The following is a 19,072-nucleotide window of genomic DNA, read 5'->3' as shown; positions in this document are numbered from 1 at the left end:
AGTAAATGGGGCAACCAGTTTATGAAGCAAATTCATCTGACAAAACACAGTCGAGAAAGGTCGTAGGGCTGCGTTGGTGGTTAGCACTTTTATTCTTTTTAATTGGTTTAATTGCTTACATGGATCGCTCTAACATCGCCATTATTGCTAAGCCAATGATGGAAGATTTAAATATGAATAAAGTTCAGTTTGGCATGCTAGCCTCTTTATTTTCACTAGGGTACGCCTTGTCTCAAATACCAGCTGGATTGCTGGCCGAGAAGTTCGGCGCTCGTAAAATTGTTTTCTATGCTTTAGTTTGGTGGTCTATATTCACAGGCTTAACGGCTTTAGTAAAGTCACACGGCTTAATCGGACTTGTTCGGTTTTTGTTTGGAGTTGGAGAAGGTCCCATGTATCCAGGAAACGCAGTATTTAATACGTACTGGTTCCCAAAGCAAGAAAAAGGAAGAGCTGCAAGTGCACTGCTTGCTGGTTCTTATTTTGGACCTGTTATCGCTCCCATTGTAACCGTTGCAATTTATCAATCTCTCGGCTGGAAAGCTGTGTTTTATATTTTTGCTTTAATAGGGTTACTTGTTGCATTCGTTTGGTATGCAATAGGCAGAAATCGCCCAGAAGAACATTCGTGGATTAGCAAAGAAGAGCTTTCATACATTATAGAGAATCGAACTGTTCAAAAAAAATCTAAGCAAACGGCCCCATGGGGAGAGTTTTTGAAAAATGGACGCTTCTGGGCTTTAGGTCTACAGTACTTTGTTGTATTATATATTGTAACTTTTTTCCTTGTATGGCTTCCCACTTATTTACTAGAAGCGCGTCAATTTTCTCTCAGCAGCATGGGATTCGCTGCAAGTTTACCGTGGCTATGCATTTTTATCACGGTTATGACTGGCGGGGCACTTTCGGATTCATTGTTAAAGAAAGGGAAATCTAAAATGTTTGCACGCGGTGCTTTAGCTATTGGCGGATTGGTTGTTTTTTCTATCTCCATGTATCTGGCAGCCTATGCAACTACACCTTGGATGAATGTCTTATGGTTAACCCTTGCTTTAGGTTCGCTCGGATTTCCTGTTGTGACATCATGGGCAGCAGCAGTTGACTTAGGAAATGAGTATTCAGGGTCTGTTTCGGGGTGGATGAACTTATGGGGAAATATTGGAGCATTTTTATCACCTATTCTGTGCGGATGGCTTGCTGAAACTATTGGATGGGAAGGAGCTTTACTAGTTAGTATCCTCCCAATTATTGTAGCTATTATACTATGGTTTGGAGTACGCCCGGATCGTTCTTTAACATAAGATTTTTTATATTATCTGGCATACCACATGCCAATATAAGGTAAGATAGCCATAGAACATTCCTACGGCTATCTTTTTTTACATAGAAACCTTTGTTACAAAACAGTGAACAATACACAAAACACTAACATCTCATTTAAAATTAATAGTAAAATAACGCTATTAGAAACGGGATGAAAGTAGGTCAAGAAATGAAACTATTATTAGCATGTCAAAAGCAGCCTTATCGGATCTTAGAAATGATTATGGTGTTTTTCACTTTAATTTTTGTCGTACTGTCGTTTTTTGATTACCGTCAGCTGTTTTTTCTCGTGTTTACCCTTGGAATTGTATTTGCTATTCGAGCGTTTGAAATGCAAGAAGGAGAGAAAAAGACGCAAGGAAACATCTGGCTGCTTGTCGGTGTTGTCATGATTTTGCTAGACATAGTTTTATTTGTTGTATATGCCATTAATCGATCTTAACTAAAAGAAAAAGGCTTCCGTGCAGAGGTTCACCTCTAGCTGCGGAAGCTTTTTTGATTAAGGAATCATCCACGATAATACATTGGATTGTAAAAATGTTAGTAGGCAGACAATCAGCAGTAAAAATAGGCTGTGCTTCACCGTAAAACGAAGCAAATCGGATTCTTTTCCTGCCAGCCCAACCGCAGCACAGGCGACAGCGATGGACTGCGGTGAAATCATTTTACCGGTTACTCCGCCCGAAGAGTTTGCTGCAAGCGCAAGAAGCGGATCCATTCCAATAGACGTGGCCGTGATTTTTTGCAAATTGCCGAACAATAAGTTGGCTGATGTATCTGATCCTGTAATAAAAACACCAAGCCAGCCGAGTACAGGAGAGAAAAAGGGAAATAACGCGCCTGTTTTAGCTAACAGCAGTCCTAATGTTGTACTCATTCCAGAAGCATTTGTCACGTAAGCAAATGCCACAACGGACATAATCGTAAGCAGCGGCAGCGCTAATTCTTTACACGTCTCGTTAAACGTAATAAACCAGTCTTTCCAAGAGATGTTGACGATAAATTTTGTGACAACAGCAGACAACAGGATAGCTGTGCCCGCAGCGCCTAGTAATTCTAACTTATACACTGCCGCAATTGGTTCTCCATTTCCATTTAAAATTAAATTATTTAACCAAGGTACTTCTGGCATAAACGTTAAATAATGTCCGACGGAATTGATAGCGCTCAAAAAAGCGTTAGTTCCTTCATAATGTCCCGTCAGAGCGGTTTTAATTTGAGGAATTCCCCATATGGAAATAAAGATCGTTAAAATTAAAAAAGGTGACCACGCCTTTGCAATTTGAGCCCCGGTGAATGCGGGCTGACCTTGAGTTTCTCTTGGCTCAGCCGAAGCGGAAGCTACTTCATGTGCTGCTTTTTCAGATTGAAAGCGAAACGTTGTTTTCGGTTTCCAGAATTTTAAGAAAATAGCGAGCGCAAAAAGTGAAACGAGTGCCGATAAAATATCGGGAAGTTCAGGTCCTAAAAAGTTAGAGCTGACAAACTGTGTAAGAGCAAAAGAGACGCCGGATACTAAAATAGCAGGGAGTACTTCTACTGTTTTCTTAAATCCAGCCATTACAAAAACCAAATATAGCGGAATAAATACAGAAATAAAAGGAAGCTGGCGGCCTACCATTTTAGAGATTTCCATTGCCGCTACTCCAGTAGGACCCTCCATAGCCGTGATAGGAATACCGATTGCACCAAAAGCAACGGGTGCTGTATTTGCTAATAAACATAAGCCCGCGGCATACAGCGGATTAAAACCTAGGCCTACCAGCAAAGCTGCTGAAATTGCAACAGGTGCGCCAAAACCAGCAGCACCTTCAAGAAAAGCCCCAAACGAAAAAGCAACCAACAAAGCTTGAAGTCTGCGATCTTCTGTAATAGATACGACAGAGGTACGAATAATATCAAACTGACCGGTTTTTACAGTTAGTTTGTAAAGAAAAACGGATGTAATGATAATCCATCCAATCGGCAGTATACCGTATACAGCTCCTTGACTAGCTGACATAAAAGCCATGCTAGCCGGCATTTTATAGGCAAGCATCGCAACGGCAAGTGCGACCAGTAAGGTTGTAATCCCAGCCATATAACCTTTCATTCGTTTAATAGCCAGAGCCCAAAAGAAGTAAAGAATAGGAATCAAAGCGATTAATGAAGACCAAATGACGCTGTTTCCTACAGGAGTGAACTGCTGTGTCCATGTCATAACTAACACCTCATTTTCAAATTAGTGAACTACGAATTTAGTAAAACGAAACCATTAAAACTACGATGATAAGGTCATCTGACGACTTATGTAAAAATGAATTCGCTTACATTATATTCTAATACTTTCGTGATAGGCAAGTACTAAAAGAAACTTTTTTTCTAAAGAACGGACATTTTTTTGTTGATAAGAAGAAAATACTGGTTGAAAATCCCAAGAATAGGTGATTAAATGATTGTAAGCGCTTAAAATATATCTTTTTATCTATTCTACTAATTATTCTTCTTATTAATCTACTACTTTCAGTCGTATTATACATGGCACTTCTGTATGTTATTAGTGAAACGTTGTTTGCTATTACAAAACGAGAGGAGTCAATTTATTGAGTACGTTAGAACTTCCAGGTCATTTAAAATCCATTTTATCTCATCCTTCCACACTTGAAGAACAGCATATGAATCACTTCCTTGGAAATAACGGGTCCGTGCATGTTAAGCCAACTTCAGAACAAGAAATAGCAGCCGTTTTAAGGTATGCGGCGGAACACGGAAAAAAAGTCGTCATTGAAGGGAACGGTACCAAAAAAGGCTTTGGCGGGCTTATAGACACAGCAGATCTTTTGCTTTCGCTGACTGAATACAGCGGAATTGTTGAACATACAGTAGGCGATATGACGGTTACTGTAAAAGCTGGTACGCCGTTTGGAGAGCTGCAAACGTATTTAAAAACGTACAATCAGCAAGTTTCACTTGATCCAGCTCTAGGAGACTACGCTACAATCGGCGGAGTTATTGCAGCGAATGAAAGTGGCCCAAAGCGCTTGTCTTATGGATCAGCTCGAGATGCAGTAATCGGTATGAGAGTCGTATATTCAGATGGAACCATTGTTCGTTCAGGGGGAAAAGTCGTCAAGAACGTGGCTGGCTATGATATGAATAAGCTGTTTATTGGTTCAATGGGAACGCTCGGCGTTATATCCGAAATAACGTTAAAGCTGCGTCCGCTGCCCAAGTATCAAAGCGTTCTTTTTCTTTCTTTTTCAACAGGCAATATCGAAGAAGTTCATGCGTTTGTTAGCAAAGTCTTAGACTCCATGATAGAGCCCGTTTCCTTGGAATTATTAAATCCTTCTCTAGCTGAAGATGTAATAGGGCAGCATCTGTTTACGCTTGTAATCAGCTTTGAAGATGTGAAAAGTTCCGTTCATTATCAAGAGAATTACATCAAAAGTATTCAGCCTGCTGATACGATTTTGAAAGTACTGCAGGAAAAAGAAGCTGAGGTGTTTTGGGGATTTTTTAATAACATTAGTCCAAATGGTGCATGCTGCTCTTCCGAAGAGGAAACGGAAGCCACTTTAAAAGTCGGTGTACCAAATATGAATGTACTTGACGTGATAAACAAAAGTACTGCTTTAAAAACATCCCTCCCCATGCTGGTAAAAGCACATGGAGGAGTTGGACACGGTCTTTGCTCAGTCTACATAAAGGGCTCAGAAGAAGCCATTCTTTCCGTTATCACTTCATTTACTGAAACGGCTAAAACGTACGGAGGATATGTGGTCGTTAAACATTTGCCTTTTATACTGCGTCAAAAAGTAAATGTGTGGGGGGAAAAACCTTCTCATTTTCCGTTACTAGCAGGAATTAAAGCAAAGGTGGACGCTAAAAATGTGCTTAACTATAAACGATTTATAGGAGGAATCTAAGTGAATTCAGCGAAAGCGGATATCAAAGATGCTCCATGTCAAAGCGTTAGCAATTATTTGTGGAAAGACGCGCCAGACGAAAAAAAATGGGCGGATTGTGTACACTGCGGAATGTGCTTGGAGTCTTGTCCTACTTACGAAATAACGGGGCAAGAACAGCATTCACCAAGAGGACGCGTGCACCTTATCAAATCGGTAGCAGAAGGAAAGATAAGCGTGAATGAACAGTTTACAGATCCTGTATTTGCTTGTTTGGACTGCCGTGCCTGTACAACTGCTTGTCCTGCAAATGTAGACGTTGGCGGACTCATTGAAGAAGCTCGCGGCCAAATTCGTCAGGCGATGCCTTTGACGGGATGGAAAGGAATGATCAGCAAGTTTTTTCTAAAGGAACTTTTTCCTCATTCCCATCGCTTAGAAGCTGCAGGAAGTCTATTAAAGTTGTATCAAAAAAGCGGGATGCAAAAAATGGTTCGCACAACAGGCATGTTAAATATGATGCCAACACATCTAGCAGAAATGGAACATGTAATGCCTAAAATTACCCGTTCTGTTCGAAAAAAATATAAAAAAGAACGCGTTCTAAAAGCAAAAGCCGAAAGAAAAGCCGAAGTTGCTTTTTTAACGGGCTGCATTATGGACGTCATGTTCAGTGATATTAACGAAGCGACTCTTAATGTATTAAGAAGAAACGGAAACGACGTTGTTATTCCTCATTCTCAGACGTGCTGTGGTGCTTTGCACGTTCATGCAGGAGACCGAGACATGGGAAGGCAGCTTGCCAAAAAAAATATAGAGGCGTTTCAGCATGCCGATACCATTATTGTAAACGCTGCGGGATGCGGCTGCATGTTAAAAGAGTATCCTGAACTATTTAGAGAAGAAGAGCAAGAGTGGCTTGAAAAAGCCGAAGTCTTTGCTAAAAAAGTCCAGGATATTTCAAAATACCTTCACGATACGGGATATCGCCCTCCGCAGGCGAAGCTGCATACGCGCATTACGTATCACGACGCTTGTCATTTAGCTCATGGTCAAGGAGTTAGAGAAGAACCAAGAGATATTTTGCTTTCTATTCCGGGAGTTGAAATGGTTCATATGGCTAACGCAGACAGATGCTGTGGAAGCGCAGGAATTTATAATTTAACAAACCCTGACATGGCGGGAGCCGTGCTTCAAAATAAAATGGAAAATGTGCCCCCTGACGTAGAAATGATTTCAATGGGAAACCCAGGATGTATGCTGCAGATGGCAGTAGGAGTGAAAAAATATGGACGAAGTCAGCAAATTGTTCACACGGTACAGCTTTTGGAGTGGGCCTATCAAAAAGAAGAGGAGGAAGCGCATCGTGTTGAAGAAAAATAGAATAAAAGATCTTCACGTGAAAAATCTTTCTCAACTAGTAGATGCTCATTCTATTTTGTATCACAAAGAAGATTTACTTGCGTACGACTGCGATGGGTTTACTATTCACAGACACTTGCCTAAAGCGGTGTTATTTCCTAAAAATACGAAAGAAGTTTCTAGCATTGTTAAATACTGCAATGAACATGACTTGCCTTTTCTTGCAAGAGGAGCAGGCACAGGACTGAGCGGAGGAGCGATTCCGCTTAATAACGAAGTGATTATTAGTTTAGTAAAAATGAAGCGGCTGCTTAGCGTCGACTATGAAAACAGACGTGCCGTGGTAGAGCCCGGATTTATTAATCTTAAGTTAACTAATTCAATCTCTGAAAAAGGATATTATTATGCACCCGATCCTTCGAGTCAGTATTGCTGCACCATTGGTGGAAATGTAGCGGAAAACGCGGGAGGGGCACACTGTCTAAAATATGGCGTAACTACCAACCATATTTTAGGGCTAGAGGTGGTGCTTCCAAATGGAGATGTGATTGAACTTGGCAAGCAAGGTATTCCAGATGAACCGGGATATGATTTATTAGGACTTTTAACAGGATCAGAAGGGACGTTAGGAATCGTTACAAAAATTACGGTGCGCATTTTGAAAAACCCCGAAGCCAAACAAACGGTACTTGCCTATTTCGACCGCGTAGAAGACGGCAGTCAAGCGGTATCCGACATTATATCAGCCGGCATTGTGCCTGCTGCGCTTGAAATGATGGATAAAACCGCCATTGAAGGAGTGGAAGCTGCTGCGTTTCCAGTCGGACACCCTAGAGATATTGAAGCTCTTTTATTAATTGAAGTAGACGGCATTTCAGCCGGTATCGAAGAGCAAATTCTACGTATTTTAGACGTATGCAAAAAACAAAACGTACGGGAAGTGAAAGTAGCTGAAAGTGAAGAAGAGCGCGCCAGGTGGTGGGCAAATCGCAAAACAGGATTTGGAGCGATGGGAGCTATATCCCCTGACTACCTCGTACAAGACGGCGTTATTCCAAGAAGTAAACTGCCTCAAGTGCTGAAGCGAATCAACAAAATTAGCGAAGAATCTGGCCTTCGCATTGCCAATATTTTTCACGCTGGAGACGGGAACTTGCATCCGCTTGTATTATTTGATGCTAGAAAGCCGGGGGAAACTGAAAAAGCACTCGAAGCCGGAAGCGCATGTTTGCAAGTATGTGCGGAAGTAGGAGGAACGATTACCGGCGAACACGGCGTGGGCATTGAAAAAAAAGAAGAAATGCGATTTGTTTTTAATGAAGATGAAATTCAAGCACAAACGAATATACGAGAAGTATTTAATCCTAAAAATCTATTAAATGCAGGAAAGCTTTTTCCAAGTCCCAGCCGCTGCGCTGAAGTCAAAAAAGAAAAGAAAAAAGTGGGTTATTTTTAGAAAATTCTTGAAAATACATTCGCTCGATGATATGATTTTTTTAACAAAAATAAAACGCTGTTTTGTAATAAGAAACAGTACCGCATATGTTCGTCTTAACCATTTTGGCAAAAAGAATTGAAAGCGCGTCCAAATTTAAAAATGTAAAGAAGTAAGAGGAGGAAACAGACGGTGACAAACTACAAACAAGTTGGAAATCTGAAAGTAGCTCCAGTTCTCTATCAATTTATTAATGAGGAAGCTCTCCCGGGCAGCGGCCTAAGTACAGAAAATTTTTGGTCTGATTTTGAAGCGTTAGTAACTGAGTTAACACCCGTAAATAAACGTTTGTTAGAAAAGCGTGATCAGCTTCAAGCTCAAATTAATGCATGGCATCAAGAAAATCCTGACGGTGACTTTAACGAATACAAATCGTTTTTAACGAGAATTGGCTATTTAGAAGACAAGGCAGAAGATTTTCTTATTGGTACAGAAGGAGTAGACAGCGAAATTGCCTATCAAGCGGGACCACAGCTTGTGGTACCAGTGAATAACGCTCGGTATGCTATTAACGCTGCTAATGCACGCTGGGGTAGTCTCTATGATGCACTTTACGGCACTGATGCAATCAGTGAAGAAAATGGAGCTTCGCGCACGAGTTCTTATAATCCAATTCGAGGAGAAAAAGTTATTGCGTTTGCAAAGAATTTTCTTGATGAAGTTATTCCGCTCGTTCAGTCTTCTCATGCAGAAGTGGTTCAGTACAGTCTTGAAAATGGAAAGCTTGTTGCTCAATTAAACGATGGCAGTTTAACAGAGTTACAGGAAGAAGATAAATTTGTAGGGTATCAAGGAGAAGAAGAAAGCCCTGATGCTCTTTTATTCAAAAACAACGGCCTGCATTTTGAAGTTCAAATTGATCGTACGGATTCGATTGGTAAAACGGACGATGCGGGTGTAAAAGATATTTTAATGGAAGCAGCTCTTACGACGATTATGGACTGTGAAGATTCAGTAGCGGCAGTAGACGCAGAAGACAAAGTAGACGTTTACCGCAACTGGCTGGGATTAATGAAAGGTGATTTGACGTCTACTTTTAAAAAAGGAAGTCAAAACATGACAAGGCGTTTAAATCCAGACCGTACCTATATTGCTCCCCACAAGGAAAAGATTTCACTGTCTGGCCGTTCGCTTATGTTTGTTCGAAACGTTGGGCATTTAATGACAAACAGCGCTGTTTTAGATCGAAATGGCAACGAAATCTATGAAGGTATTTTAGACAGCGTGATTACTAGTTTAATTGCCAAACACACCTTGCTTAAAAACGGTACGTATCAAAATTCTAAAAAGAGCTCTATCTATATCGTTAAACCGAAAATGCACGGCTCCAAAGAAGTGGCTTTTGCCAACACGTTATTTAATTCAATTGAAGATATGCTAGGGCTTGAGCGTCATACGATTAAAATTGGCGTAATGGACGAAGAGCGCCGCACAACGCTTAATTTAAAAGCGTGCATCAAAGAAGTAAAAGACCGAGTGGCGTTTATTAATACTGGATTTTTGGATCGAACAGGTGACGAAATTCACACTTCTATGGAAGCAGGCGCTGTTATTCGTAAAAATGATATGAAGGCGTCTAAATGGCTTCAAGGCTACGAGCAGTCTAATGTAAATGTAGGGTTAGCAAGCGGGTTCCAAGGCCGCGCTCAAATCGGAAAAGGAATGTGGGCAATGCCGGATATGATGGCCGAAATGCTGAAACAAAAAGTGGGGCATTTAAAAGCAGGAGCGAATACGGCATGGGTGCCTTCACCAACCGCAGCAACGCTTCATGCTCTTCACTATCATCAAATTGATGTAAGAGATGTTCAAAACGAATTGCTTACTAAGTCCACTGATTTACAAGATGACATTTTGCAAATTCCTGTGGCCGAAAAACCAAATTGGAGCAAAGATGAAATCCAGCAGGAGCTAGACAACAACGCTCAAGGAATACTCGGCTATGTAGTAAGATGGGTCGACCAAGGAGTAGGGTGCTCAAAAGTACCGGATATTAATAATGTAGGGCTAATGGAAGACCGGGCAACGCTTCGTATTTCCAGTCAGCACGTAGCCAACTGGCTTCATCATGGGATTTGTACAAAAGAACAAGTAACGGAAACGCTAAAGCGAATGGCAAAAGTAGTGGATCAACAAAATGAAAATGATCCTCTGTATCAGCCAATGTCATCGAACTACAGCGCATCCATTGCTTTTCAGGCAGCCTGCGATTTAGTATTTCAAGGCTATGATCAGCCAAACGGCTATACGGAGCCCATTTTACACCGCCGTCGTATCGAAGCAAAGGCAAAAGCAGCTATAAAACAGTAAAAAAACGGCCTGTCAGCATAGAGATGGCAGGCTGTACTTACATCTTAAGAACCTGACTACCTACGATCCTTATTAAAACAAAGCAAATGGGAAAAGGAGTTATGTCATGAAATTTGTAAGGTTTGCTATACAAGATAGCCGTCATACAGGTGTACTAAAAGAGGATACGATCAGCGTTATTGAAGGAAATATATTTGAGAAGTGGGACTATACAGGGCAGACTTTTTCACCGAGTGAAGTAAGGCTTTTGGCTCCTTTAGAGCCGAATCAAATTATTGGAATAGGCGCTAATTATGCAGCTGCAAAGTCGGAGCTGCCAAAAGAAATGCCTTCTATTCCTGTCTTCTTTTTTAAGCCCACATCCTCTGTGATTGGTCCAAACGAAGACATTGTCATTCCAACTGCCATTAAGCACGTCAAGTTTGAGTCTGAGCTTGCAGTTGTTATTGGAAAAGAAGCGAAGAACATCGCAGTAGAAGACGTACAGGACTATATATTTGGGTATACAATTGGAAACGATGTAACGGCTCCGGATTATTTTCATAAAGACGGGCACTGGACCATTGGAAAATCCTTTGATTCATTTACGCCTCTTGGCCCCGTAATCGAAACAGAGCTTGATCTTAAGTCCATTCATGTAAAAGCGTTTTTAAATGGCGTTGAAAAACAAAACAGCTCGACAGATTTAATGATTATTTCGGTTGGAGAAATGATTGCTTACCTATCTACTGTTATGACCCTTAAGCCGGGAGATGTGGTTTTAACAGGAAGTCCGGTCGGCGCGGAACTGGTGAGCGCAAACGATGTTATTGCATGCACCATCCGAGAAATTGGGACCCTCCAAAATCCGTTTGTTGCAGAAAAAGAACGTGTAAACGTATAAAAGTGATAAAAAATGCCCGGCAGTAAAATGACACATAGAGGAGAGAGGAAAAATGGAGCGAGAAAATATGGTTAAGTCTGTAAGCCGGGCATTGGACATTGTCACAATTGTCAGCATGGAAAGAGAAGGGGTAGGCGTCACAGAAATTGCAAAGCAAATGGACATTAATAAAAGCTCCGTATACCGTATTCTAACTACTCTTGCTCAGTATGGCTATATTGAACAAGATCAAGAAAGCGGGCGGTACAAGCTTGGGTATAAGTTTTTAGAAGTAAGTTCAAAGCTTTTAGATTCTATTGATCTACGAACGGAAGCAAAGCCGTTTTTGCAAGAACTTGAAAGTGAGACAAATGAAGTTATTCATCTTGTTGTCTACGATCAAGGTGAAGTAGTGTATATTGAAAAGCTAGAAGGAAATCAGACGCTGCGCATGCACTCAAAAGTGGGGAAAAGAGCGCCTATGCACTGTACGTCTGTCGGTAAAGCTATCCTAGCTTTTTTACCGCTTAACACGGTAACAAGCATTCTTGAAAGAAAAGGCTTACCAGCTCATACCAATCACACCATTACAGATGAAGAAAGCTTTCTCCGGGAACTTTCAGAAGTGAAGCAAAAGGGATATGCGCTGGATTTAGAAGAAAATGAATACGGAATTACTTGCATCGCAGCCCCTATTTTTGATCACCTTGGTCAAGTCGTTGCTGCAGTCAGCATTTCCGGTGCTACGATGCGTATGACCAATGAGCGACTAACGTACCTTCAAGAACGCATGGTTGATATAGGCAAGAACATTTCGGAGCGGCTCGGCTACAAAACGGAATCTGTGAAAGACAAAAGTTTGTTCTGATTCTTAGAGAACAAACTTTTTCTATATAATAATCTGTAAAATAACGTAATTATATTATGTAAACTATAGGCTAGGATTTTTAATTGATGTTTTATTCGTGATACAATAAAGTTGTTAGAATATATACGTAAAGGAGATAAATTATGGAACAGTTTGAGCGCAATATTGAAAAGTACGCCGAGCTAGCTGTAAAAGTCGGTGTAAACATTCAAAAAGGGCAAGTATTAAACATTAATGCTGATATTTCTTCCGCTGATTTTGTTCGTGAGATTGCGAAAAAAGCGTACGAAGCCGGAGCAAAGTCTGTTGATGTAGACTGGCATGACGATCATTTAGTTCGTTTGAAATATGAAAAAGCGGATGAATCTGTATTTAATGAATTTCCTGCTTGGAAAGCTCAGGCAAGAGAAGAGCTTGTGAAAAACGGAGGCGCTGTTTTATCTGTAATTTCAAGCGGTCCTGACTTACTAAAAGGAGTAGACGGCAAACGTATTGCTGCGTTCCAAAAAGTAAGCGGAAAAGCAATGAAAAAATTCCGTGAAGCGATCCAATCTGATAAAATCAGCTGGTCCATCGTAGCTGTTCCTTCAAAAGACTGGGCAGCTAAAGTATTTCCTGACGTTCCAGAAGAACAGCAGCAAGAAAAACTATGGGAAGCTATTTTTAAATCTGTGCGCGTAGACCAAGAAGATCCAGTGGCCGCATGGGAAGAGCATAATGCTTCATTACATACAAAAGTAGACATTTTAAATGAAAAAAGATTTTCTAAGCTTCACTATAAAGCGCCAGGAACAGATTTAACAATTGAACTTCCTGACAAACATATTTGGGTTGGAGCAGGCAGTGTTAATGAAGACGGCAACTCGTTCATGGCCAATATGCCAACAGAAGAAGTATTCACACTTCCGAAAAAAGACGGCGTAAACGGTCAAGTAACGAGCACAAAACCGCTTAGCTACGCAGGAAACTTAATTGAAAACTTCACGCTAACATTTGAAAACGGAAAAATTGTTGATGTAAAAGCAGAAGAAGGCGAAGAAACGTTAAAGCACTTAATTGAAACAGATGAAGGTGCCAAATACTTAGGAGAAGTAGCCTTAGTACCGCATCAATCGCCAATTTCTCAGTCAAACATCATTTTCTACAACACGCTGTTTGACGAAAATGCATCCAACCACTTAGCCATCGGCAGCTCGTATTCCTTCTGTTTAGAAGGCGGAAAAACGATGTCTAAAGAAGAGCTATCACAAAACGGAGCAAACGACAGCATCACCCACGTTGACTTCATGATTGGCTCAGCTGAAATGGACATCGACGGCATTAAAGCTGACGGTACAAGCGAGCCTGTGTTTAGAAAAGGGAACTGGGCGTTTTAATAAACAGTTTAATCTATGAAGTCTCTACAATAATCAAGGTAATAAATGAATTAGCCACTTCTCGATTTATAGAAGTGGCTATAAGTTTTTTTAATGTAAAGAGGAGAGTAATACGTTAAATGAATGAATTAGTAAAAATTGTTTTAAATAGCGTAGACCAATTATTTGGCAAAAATTATGTGCAATTGATTACTTATTTATTAATAGCATTAATTGGAACATGGTTGTACAAAGAGTTCAGAACTCAATTACTAAATAGTGAAAACTATAAAAGAGAAAAGTACAGTGAGGTATTAACAATTTTATTAGAATTGGAGTATGCACTAAATAAATTCTTAATAAATGAAGTAGAGTTTACTCAATTAGAAGAGAATTTAAAGGCTGCTTATCCGTATTTATCTTATGATCTAGGTAAGGAGGTTGGAAGCTTCAGTACTGGAATAGAAAAGAAAAAAGTCGAGAAATTCGTCGAAAGATTGAGTACAGAGAGAACTAACCTTAAATATAACCAACCTAATGCTTTCTCTTATTTAAATGAAAGAAGTATATCTCGGTCATTTGGTCACTTATTTAGAACAATGCTTTCACCTGTGCTTATACCTTTCTTGTTGACTTTATTAACTGTAGTGGTTTCATTTATGCTATTATATCTCACGTTTGCTATGTCAACTGTTGAATCTGTTGTCAAACAATATTATTTGATACAAGGTGTAATAGATTACATATGTTTCTTAATGATATTAGTTGGTATCGCTGATATTATTAATAACCAAAAGGTGTCTAGCATGAAACACTTAGTTATTTTTCTTATTATTTTTATAACTTTGTCTATTACTGCATTTTTACTTTTTTCAAAATTCATTATTATTCCTACAATTCTATTTGTATGCTACGGAATATTATTAAAAATGTACTTACCAAAAATTATTGTTGGGCTAAAAATAAATAATATATAAATAAAAAGAAGAATCACGGCAGGCGAACTTCACTCAGTTCCACCTTGCTGTGATTCTTCTTTTTTAACCGGAGCGTCACGCTTGAACATGTGATAGTAGGTAAACCCCAAGCATAGAGCGCCGGCGATTGAACAAAAATATTGCAAAAAACGGACGAAATCCATTGGAATGACCTCCCATTTTCAGTTTCGCTTCTAGTATGTACAGGGAAGTGAAATAATATGTGAAAAAGGGAGGTTTTCTCTTATAGTTCGTATGGTTCTTGAAGAGTAAGGTAAGGCTGCTGATCTTCAAGACCAAGACGCTTATTTAATTGTCTTTTCATTAAATCGTACTGGTAGATGAGGTGAAATTGATTTTTTTTCGGTGTTTCACAGCGAATGTAGGTTTCTTGCCCGTTCTTGTCTGTGAAATGAATGGTTAACTCACCGAAATAGCGTTGAACAGGAGCTCCGTGAAGGCCTTTTTCATTTTTGACAACCTTTGAAAATTCTGCTCGTTGAATACGGTTAAATGGAATAATAGCTACTTGATTGATAACAAGACGCTGATCGTACATGTCAATTTTAGATATGGAAATTTGATTAATTCCTTCTGCAAATTTAACATGCCCGTTTACAGAAACAAGCGGTTTGCGATCCTCAGGATCAACAGCGCCTTGAGGTCGCTTAATGACGTAGAAGCTAGCTACGCCAAGTGCTACGATACCAACCACAACAATAAGTGCAAACATCATTTTGCATTCCACCTCCTGAGTATAGATGTGTAATCTGAATTTAACAGCAAGCTGTTTCAGTTGCCATATTGCCTCAACAATGAGGATAGAGAAAAGCAGTTCGGCAGTTCATTATAAGTATATACATACGTTCGACAATATGGTGTGATATTCCTTCTTATTATGACTTTTTTACGACAAAATGGGCAAAACTCTTTCCGAAAATGAAGTGAATCAGTTACAATTTAAGGATAAGGTACCAAATTTCTTTTCTATCTCAAAAAAGTGCAGAAAAGCGTAAAAAATTCTAGGTACTTTCTCATATTTTTACTATTTTTATAGAATTTATTCCAATTTCTAATCCTTTATCGTGTATAATCTCTTGTGTGCAGCATGATATACATAAAGGTGTAAGGAGGCACAGTTCATTGTCTTTATCAGCAAAAAAGATATTATTATTAGTTTTAGTAGTTATATGTTTAGTGTTAGTTGTGATGCAATTCATAAATCGATCAGCAGAGCCGACTTCTGGACAGGCCCAAGAAACACTGAGTAAGCTTCCTGAACAAGAAACCGTTAAAGAAAAAGCGAAAGGCGACGAGGAAGCGCACAAATATCGAGTGTATTATATTACTATTGAAAAAATCGAAAATGGTACATACAGCGGAACAACAAAAGAAGGAACGGGCATTAAATTTTCCGATAAAAATTTAAATGAACCGATTCCAAGTAATTTGAAAAAAGGGGATATCGTTAAAGCATACTTTGATCTTGAATATAGCACGAAAGGTCTAGTCAAAGTAGAAAAGGTAGACGAGATACCCGATGATGACGAGAGCTCAAGTTAATTGAGCTCTTTTTTTGTGTTTTACGAATGTGGTAAAATATTGAATATATAGATACGATACAGGGGGAAGAAGATGATAGCAGCAATTATAGTAGTAGCGGTAATTCTTTTAGTTTTGATTATTAAAGGGGTTGTAAAGTCGAGAAGATTTCGCTTGTATAAAGAGGAGCTTCCAGATGAGCTCGGAATACATAAAGATAATGGCTTTGAAGATATAGTTCATTCACTAGAAGATTCTTTACCGGCAGCCTATGTTCAGCAAGTGAAACAGCGTATGCAAGGGCGAAATACAAAAGCCGATGAAGTAGAATGGACGTTTTTTGAGATGAAGCGCTATTTTTTATTAAATGCAGTCATCAAAGACGTACCAATGTTTAGTGCAAAAGTAGATGAAGTATGGCATGAAATGATTATGTTTACAGTAGATTATGAGCGCTTTACAGACCGTTTTTTCAACCGCTTTTTGCATCACCAGCCAAATGTAGAAACAGCTCCATCCCCACAGCCGGATAAGCGAGCGTTCTTTGATTGGATGTATGCTCATTTGTTTGACATAACGGGTAACAGCCGACTGCTTTGGGGGAAGTTTTTTCAGCATCCGCTTGATAAAAGTACGCTTCAAGATTTTCAAAGGTTATCAGAAGATGAATTACTAGATCGCTATTTTTTAAGAAACGGCAAATGGGAAAAACAGCAGAGAGCCCTGATTCAAACGTTAAAAGAAGAAGTCACTGCTGCACGAAAAAGAAAAAAAACGGGCGGATCAACTTATTTTAAAAAAGCGGCTAAAAAAGGAAATGTATCAAACGAACTTCTTCTTCAAGGCTTTGTTTTTTATTCTCTCTACAAAGCCACCAACTTTTCAAGCCATATGAATGAACTGTTGCTATATAAAAAGACGATGTATGCGGGAGAGACAGCCTCTTACAGCGGGTATAGCTGTTCAAGCCCCTGGGAAGACAACCGCCACCATCACCACAACGATGGAGGTCATCACCATCATGACAGCGGCAGCAGCTGTTCGAGTTCAAACTGCAGCAGTTCAAGCTGTTCAAGCTCTAGCTGCGGGAGTGGGTGCAGCAGCAGCTAATAAAGTAAAAAAACTCGTTTTATACGAGTTTTTTTACTTTAAATGCAACGACGACAAAATGATTCACTGACAAGCAGTGAAAAATTTGGTATAATCGTTACGTTTTTAAAAAGGAGAGACAGCGAAAATGAATATTTTATGGGACTTTGATGGAACCATCTTTGATACCTATCCGACTATCGTGAAAGCATTCAAAGAATTACTAACAGATCAAACGATTTCAGAAGATGATATTTTAAAACAAATGAAAATATCTTCTGACGTAGCAATCAAGCATTTTGATATTGAAAAGTCTTTGTTTGATAAACACTTCCATGTGCTCGAACAAAAAATAAATCCTAAAGATAAGCCTGCTTTTTCTCACGTAGAAGACGTACTGAGCTTTGCGGATACAAATGTAATTGTTACGCACAAGTCTAGACAATCTACGCTTGATATCCTGGCATTTTTTAATATGGAGCACTACTTCACGGAGATTATTACAAAGGATGATGGCTACAAACGAAAGCCCGATAGCGGAGCTTATGCCTATCTTCACGATAAGTATCAGCTCGATTTAGTAATTGGGGATCGCGAACTTGACTTAAAACCTGCCCGTGAACTGGGAATTAAAACATGTGCATTTCAAAATAACGATATTGAAGCAGATTATCACCTTACATCATATGATCAATTCTTTACAACGGTCGTAAATAAAAACTCGTGAAGCTATTCTTCACGAGTTTTTATTTGTTCAGGTGTATGTATTTCGGGGATTTCACCGAGCGTGTAGTTCGCTACTTTTGTAATGTTACTATTAGCAAAAAAATAAAACTCTCCGTCGACTCCGCGAATTTTTGTCGTGCGCAATCCAATTTCTTCAACAGTTCCTTTCGTATCATTTATAGATACGTGATCTCCTACTGAGAATTGATCTTCAAATAGAATAAAAAACCCATTTAAAATATCTTTAATCAAATTCTGTGCACCTAAGCCTGTAATAAACCCTGCTACGCTAATACCAGCTAAAAGTGCTTTCATATTAATTCCGATTGCCTCTAAAGACGTAATAAGTGCAATAAAATACACAACGTACATGACAATGCTCAGACAAAGTTTTTTCAGCGTTATTTCTTTTCGTTCGTTGTACCTCAGCAGTTTAGTTTTAAATCTGAAATCAAAGATTTTATTAATGACACTGCGAGCAAACCGGATGACAATTTGAGCAATGATAAAAATGAGGATAATCTTTATGATTACTTCACTAATGTCAATCCACCTACCGGTATTAAATAAAGTTTGCTGTACCCACTGTATGTATTTCATGACTAAGTCCCTTTCTTGCTTTATAAATTTTTCTCTACTGAATAGTATAATTTATTTTAAAAAATATACTACTAGAATTTATTAAGAGGCGTTTGAACTATTGTTTTATTTTAATTTATTTGTATTTGGTATATGTAATGAAAACTCCTTAATTTAGAAAAAGTGAAAATCCTCAGGTGTAGATATTTTTAAAACATTTCTTTATACAAATATTAAATAAAATCTTATAGCAGAGATTAGTATAGATCTTATTAGCAAACATTATATACAGATATTAAAGAAAGAAAAATCCTCTAAAAACCCAATGATATCAAGGGTTAGAAAGAAAATAGCTTTTCAATAAATAACTGTGTGGAAAATAGCCCTTTTTTGTGAACAGCATCCTTTGGCTAAAGGATGTTTTTTATCGTAGTAGATATGGAATCTATTTTATTTACTATGTTTTTTCTTCTACAATAGATGGATTTTAAAATCAATAGTATGAAGATTGCTGTTAAAAGTATGAATTATTTCCACTGTGGATAAAAGTAGTTATGTTAAAGAGTAAATAACCTGGAAATTATCGTTAATAAAAAAATAAAAGGGATGTTTTTATTAATAAAGAGGATGATATAACAGTCATTGAATATGTTTTCTTTCTTTTGTGGATAAGTATGAAGGTGTTTTTTTAGTAATA

General features: G+C 38.8%; 17 protein-coding genes. 13 read left to right on the top strand and 4 right to left on the bottom strand.

Annotation, left to right across the window (positions count from 1 at the left end; all coding sequences use genetic code 11):
- The first annotated feature begins 5 nt into the window (after positions 1-5).
- Together MKX72_RS14600 and MKX72_RS14595 are read left to right on the top strand one after the other, a co-directional pair.
- The gene (locus MKX72_RS14600; RefSeq protein WP_049165211.1) at positions 6-1,301 is read left to right on the top strand and encodes an MFS transporter; all 1,296 of its coding nucleotides are present in this window, start codon (positions 6-8) and stop codon (positions 1,299-1,301) included.
- Positions 1,302-1,492: 191 nt separating this feature from the next.
- Positions 1,493-1,765 (top strand): hypothetical protein, encoded by a 273-nt coding sequence (locus tag MKX72_RS14595; RefSeq protein ID WP_223260190.1) that lies wholly within the window; start codon positions 1,493-1,495, stop codon positions 1,763-1,765.
- A 57-nt stretch (positions 1,766-1,822) separates the two neighbouring features.
- On the opposite strand, the gene MKX72_RS14590 is transcribed toward MKX72_RS14595, so the two are convergent.
- Complete coding sequence (locus MKX72_RS14590; RefSeq protein ID WP_033579384.1) at positions 1,823-3,523, bottom strand: L-lactate permease; 1,701 nt, start codon at positions 3,521-3,523, stop codon at positions 1,823-1,825.
- A 382-nt stretch (positions 3,524-3,905) separates the two neighbouring features.
- On the opposite strand from MKX72_RS14590, the gene MKX72_RS14585 reads away from it, so the two are divergent.
- From MKX72_RS14585 to MKX72_RS14550, 8 genes are all read left to right on the top strand, one after another.
- Positions 3,906-5,231 (top strand): FAD-binding oxidoreductase, encoded by a 1,326-nt coding sequence (locus MKX72_RS14585; RefSeq protein WP_098625789.1) that lies wholly within the window; start codon positions 3,906-3,908, stop codon positions 5,229-5,231.
- Positions 5,232-6,593, top strand: a complete 1,362-nt coding sequence (locus MKX72_RS14580) for a (Fe-S)-binding protein (RefSeq protein WP_154990394.1) — start codon at positions 5,232-5,234, stop codon at positions 6,591-6,593.
- Positions 6,577-8,028 carry an FAD-linked oxidase C-terminal domain-containing protein gene (locus MKX72_RS14575; RefSeq protein ID WP_098113827.1) on the top strand — a complete coding sequence of 484 codons (1,452 nt, stop codon included), beginning with the start codon at positions 6,577-6,579 and terminating at the stop codon, positions 8,026-8,028. The genes MKX72_RS14580 and MKX72_RS14575 overlap by 17 nt, the downstream gene beginning before the upstream one ends.
- Positions 8,029-8,199: 171 nt before the next feature.
- On the top strand, positions 8,200-10,377 hold the full coding sequence (locus MKX72_RS14570) for a malate synthase G (RefSeq protein ID WP_098113826.1): 2,178 nt from the start codon (positions 8,200-8,202) through the stop codon (positions 10,375-10,377).
- A gap of 106 nt (positions 10,378-10,483) precedes the next feature.
- On the top strand, positions 10,484-11,260 hold the full coding sequence (locus MKX72_RS14565) for a fumarylacetoacetate hydrolase family protein (RefSeq protein ID WP_033579381.1): 777 nt from the start codon (positions 10,484-10,486) through the stop codon (positions 11,258-11,260).
- A gap of 52 nt (positions 11,261-11,312) precedes the next feature.
- Entirely contained in the window at positions 11,313-12,107 is a 795-nt protein-coding gene (locus tag MKX72_RS14560) for an IclR family transcriptional regulator (protein ID WP_033579380.1), read from the top strand.
- Between the two features lie 143 nt (positions 12,108-12,250).
- A complete protein-coding gene (locus tag MKX72_RS14555) occupies positions 12,251-13,483 on the top strand; it encodes an aminopeptidase (protein ID WP_033579379.1) in 1,233 nt (410 codons plus the stop codon).
- Between the two features lie 119 nt (positions 13,484-13,602).
- Positions 13,603-14,439 carry a hypothetical protein gene (locus tag MKX72_RS14550; protein WP_155007995.1) on the top strand — a complete coding sequence of 279 codons (837 nt, stop codon included), beginning with the start codon at positions 13,603-13,605 and terminating at the stop codon, positions 14,437-14,439.
- Between the two features lie 29 nt (positions 14,440-14,468).
- On the opposite strand, the gene MKX72_RS14545 is transcribed toward MKX72_RS14550, so the two are convergent.
- Together MKX72_RS14545 and MKX72_RS14540 are read right to left on the bottom strand one after the other, a co-directional pair.
- A complete protein-coding gene (locus tag MKX72_RS14545) occupies positions 14,469-14,603 on the bottom strand; it encodes a hypothetical protein (RefSeq protein ID WP_014459590.1) in 135 nt (44 codons plus the stop codon).
- 80 nt (positions 14,604-14,683) lie between these two features.
- Positions 14,684-15,175 carry a hypothetical protein gene (locus MKX72_RS14540; RefSeq protein ID WP_028409022.1) on the bottom strand — a complete coding sequence of 164 codons (492 nt, stop codon included), beginning with the start codon at positions 15,173-15,175 and terminating at the stop codon, positions 14,684-14,686.
- Between the two features lie 407 nt (positions 15,176-15,582).
- Between MKX72_RS14540 and MKX72_RS14535 the strand changes: the two genes are divergently transcribed.
- The 3 genes from MKX72_RS14535 (at position 15,583) to MKX72_RS14525 (ending at position 17,797) form a co-directional block, all read left to right on the top strand.
- Entirely contained in the window at positions 15,583-16,002 is a 420-nt protein-coding gene (locus tag MKX72_RS14535) for a hypothetical protein (protein ID WP_028412901.1), read from the top strand.
- Between the two features lie 72 nt (positions 16,003-16,074).
- Positions 16,075-17,091, top strand: a complete 1,017-nt coding sequence (locus MKX72_RS14530; protein ID WP_033579377.1) for a hypothetical protein — start codon at positions 16,075-16,077, stop codon at positions 17,089-17,091.
- A gap of 127 nt (positions 17,092-17,218) precedes the next feature.
- Complete coding sequence (locus MKX72_RS14525) at positions 17,219-17,797, top strand: HAD-IA family hydrolase (RefSeq protein WP_033579376.1); 579 nt, start codon at positions 17,219-17,221, stop codon at positions 17,795-17,797.
- Between the two features lie 2 nt (positions 17,798-17,799).
- On the opposite strand, the gene MKX72_RS14520 is transcribed toward MKX72_RS14525, so the two are convergent.
- Positions 17,800-18,396, bottom strand: coding sequence for a mechanosensitive ion channel family protein (locus MKX72_RS14520; protein ID WP_028412904.1), 597 nt, complete (start codon positions 18,394-18,396; stop codon positions 17,800-17,802).
- Between the last annotated feature and the right edge of the window lie 676 nt (positions 18,397-19,072).

The sequence above is a fragment of the Priestia sp. FSL R5-0597 genome (assembly GCF_038006305.1).
Classification (GTDB): domain Bacteria; phylum Bacillota; class Bacilli; order Bacillales; family Bacillaceae_H; genus Priestia; species Priestia zanthoxyli.
Note: the sequence above shows the minus strand (reverse complement) of the source record. Positions and strands in the feature narration are given on the sequence as shown.

Excerpts from the sequence above, each read along its gene's own strand:
- MKX72_RS14560 (WP_033579380.1), top strand. The coding sequence starts at position 11,313 with ATGGAGCGAGAAAATATGGTTAAGTCTGTAAGCCGGGCATTGGACATT.
- MKX72_RS14530 (WP_033579377.1), top strand. The coding sequence starts at position 16,075 with ATGATAGCAGCAATTATAGTAGTAGCGGTAATTCTTTTAGTTTTGATT.
- MKX72_RS14520 (WP_028412904.1), bottom strand. The coding sequence starts at position 18,396 with ATGAAATACATACAGTGGGTACAGCAAACTTTATTTAATACCGGTAGG.
- MKX72_RS14595 (WP_223260190.1), top strand. The coding sequence starts at position 1,493 with ATGAAACTATTATTAGCATGTCAAAAGCAGCCTTATCGGATCTTAGAA.
- MKX72_RS14565 (WP_033579381.1), top strand. The coding sequence starts at position 10,484 with ATGAAATTTGTAAGGTTTGCTATACAAGATAGCCGTCATACAGGTGTA.
- MKX72_RS14550 (WP_155007995.1), top strand. The coding sequence starts at position 13,603 with ATGAATGAATTAGTAAAAATTGTTTTAAATAGCGTAGACCAATTATTT.
- MKX72_RS14525 (WP_033579376.1), top strand. The coding sequence starts at position 17,219 with ATGAATATTTTATGGGACTTTGATGGAACCATCTTTGATACCTATCCG.
- MKX72_RS14545 (WP_014459590.1), bottom strand. The coding sequence starts at position 14,603 with ATGGATTTCGTCCGTTTTTTGCAATATTTTTGTTCAATCGCCGGCGCT.
- MKX72_RS14590 (WP_033579384.1), bottom strand. The coding sequence starts at position 3,523 with ATGACATGGACACAGCAGTTCACTCCTGTAGGAAACAGCGTCATTTGG.
- MKX72_RS14555 (WP_033579379.1), top strand. The coding sequence starts at position 12,251 with ATGGAACAGTTTGAGCGCAATATTGAAAAGTACGCCGAGCTAGCTGTA.
- MKX72_RS14540 (WP_028409022.1), bottom strand. The coding sequence starts at position 15,175 with ATGATGTTTGCACTTATTGTTGTGGTTGGTATCGTAGCACTTGGCGTA.
- MKX72_RS14600 (WP_049165211.1), top strand. The coding sequence starts at position 6 with ATGGGGCAACCAGTTTATGAAGCAAATTCATCTGACAAAACACAGTCG.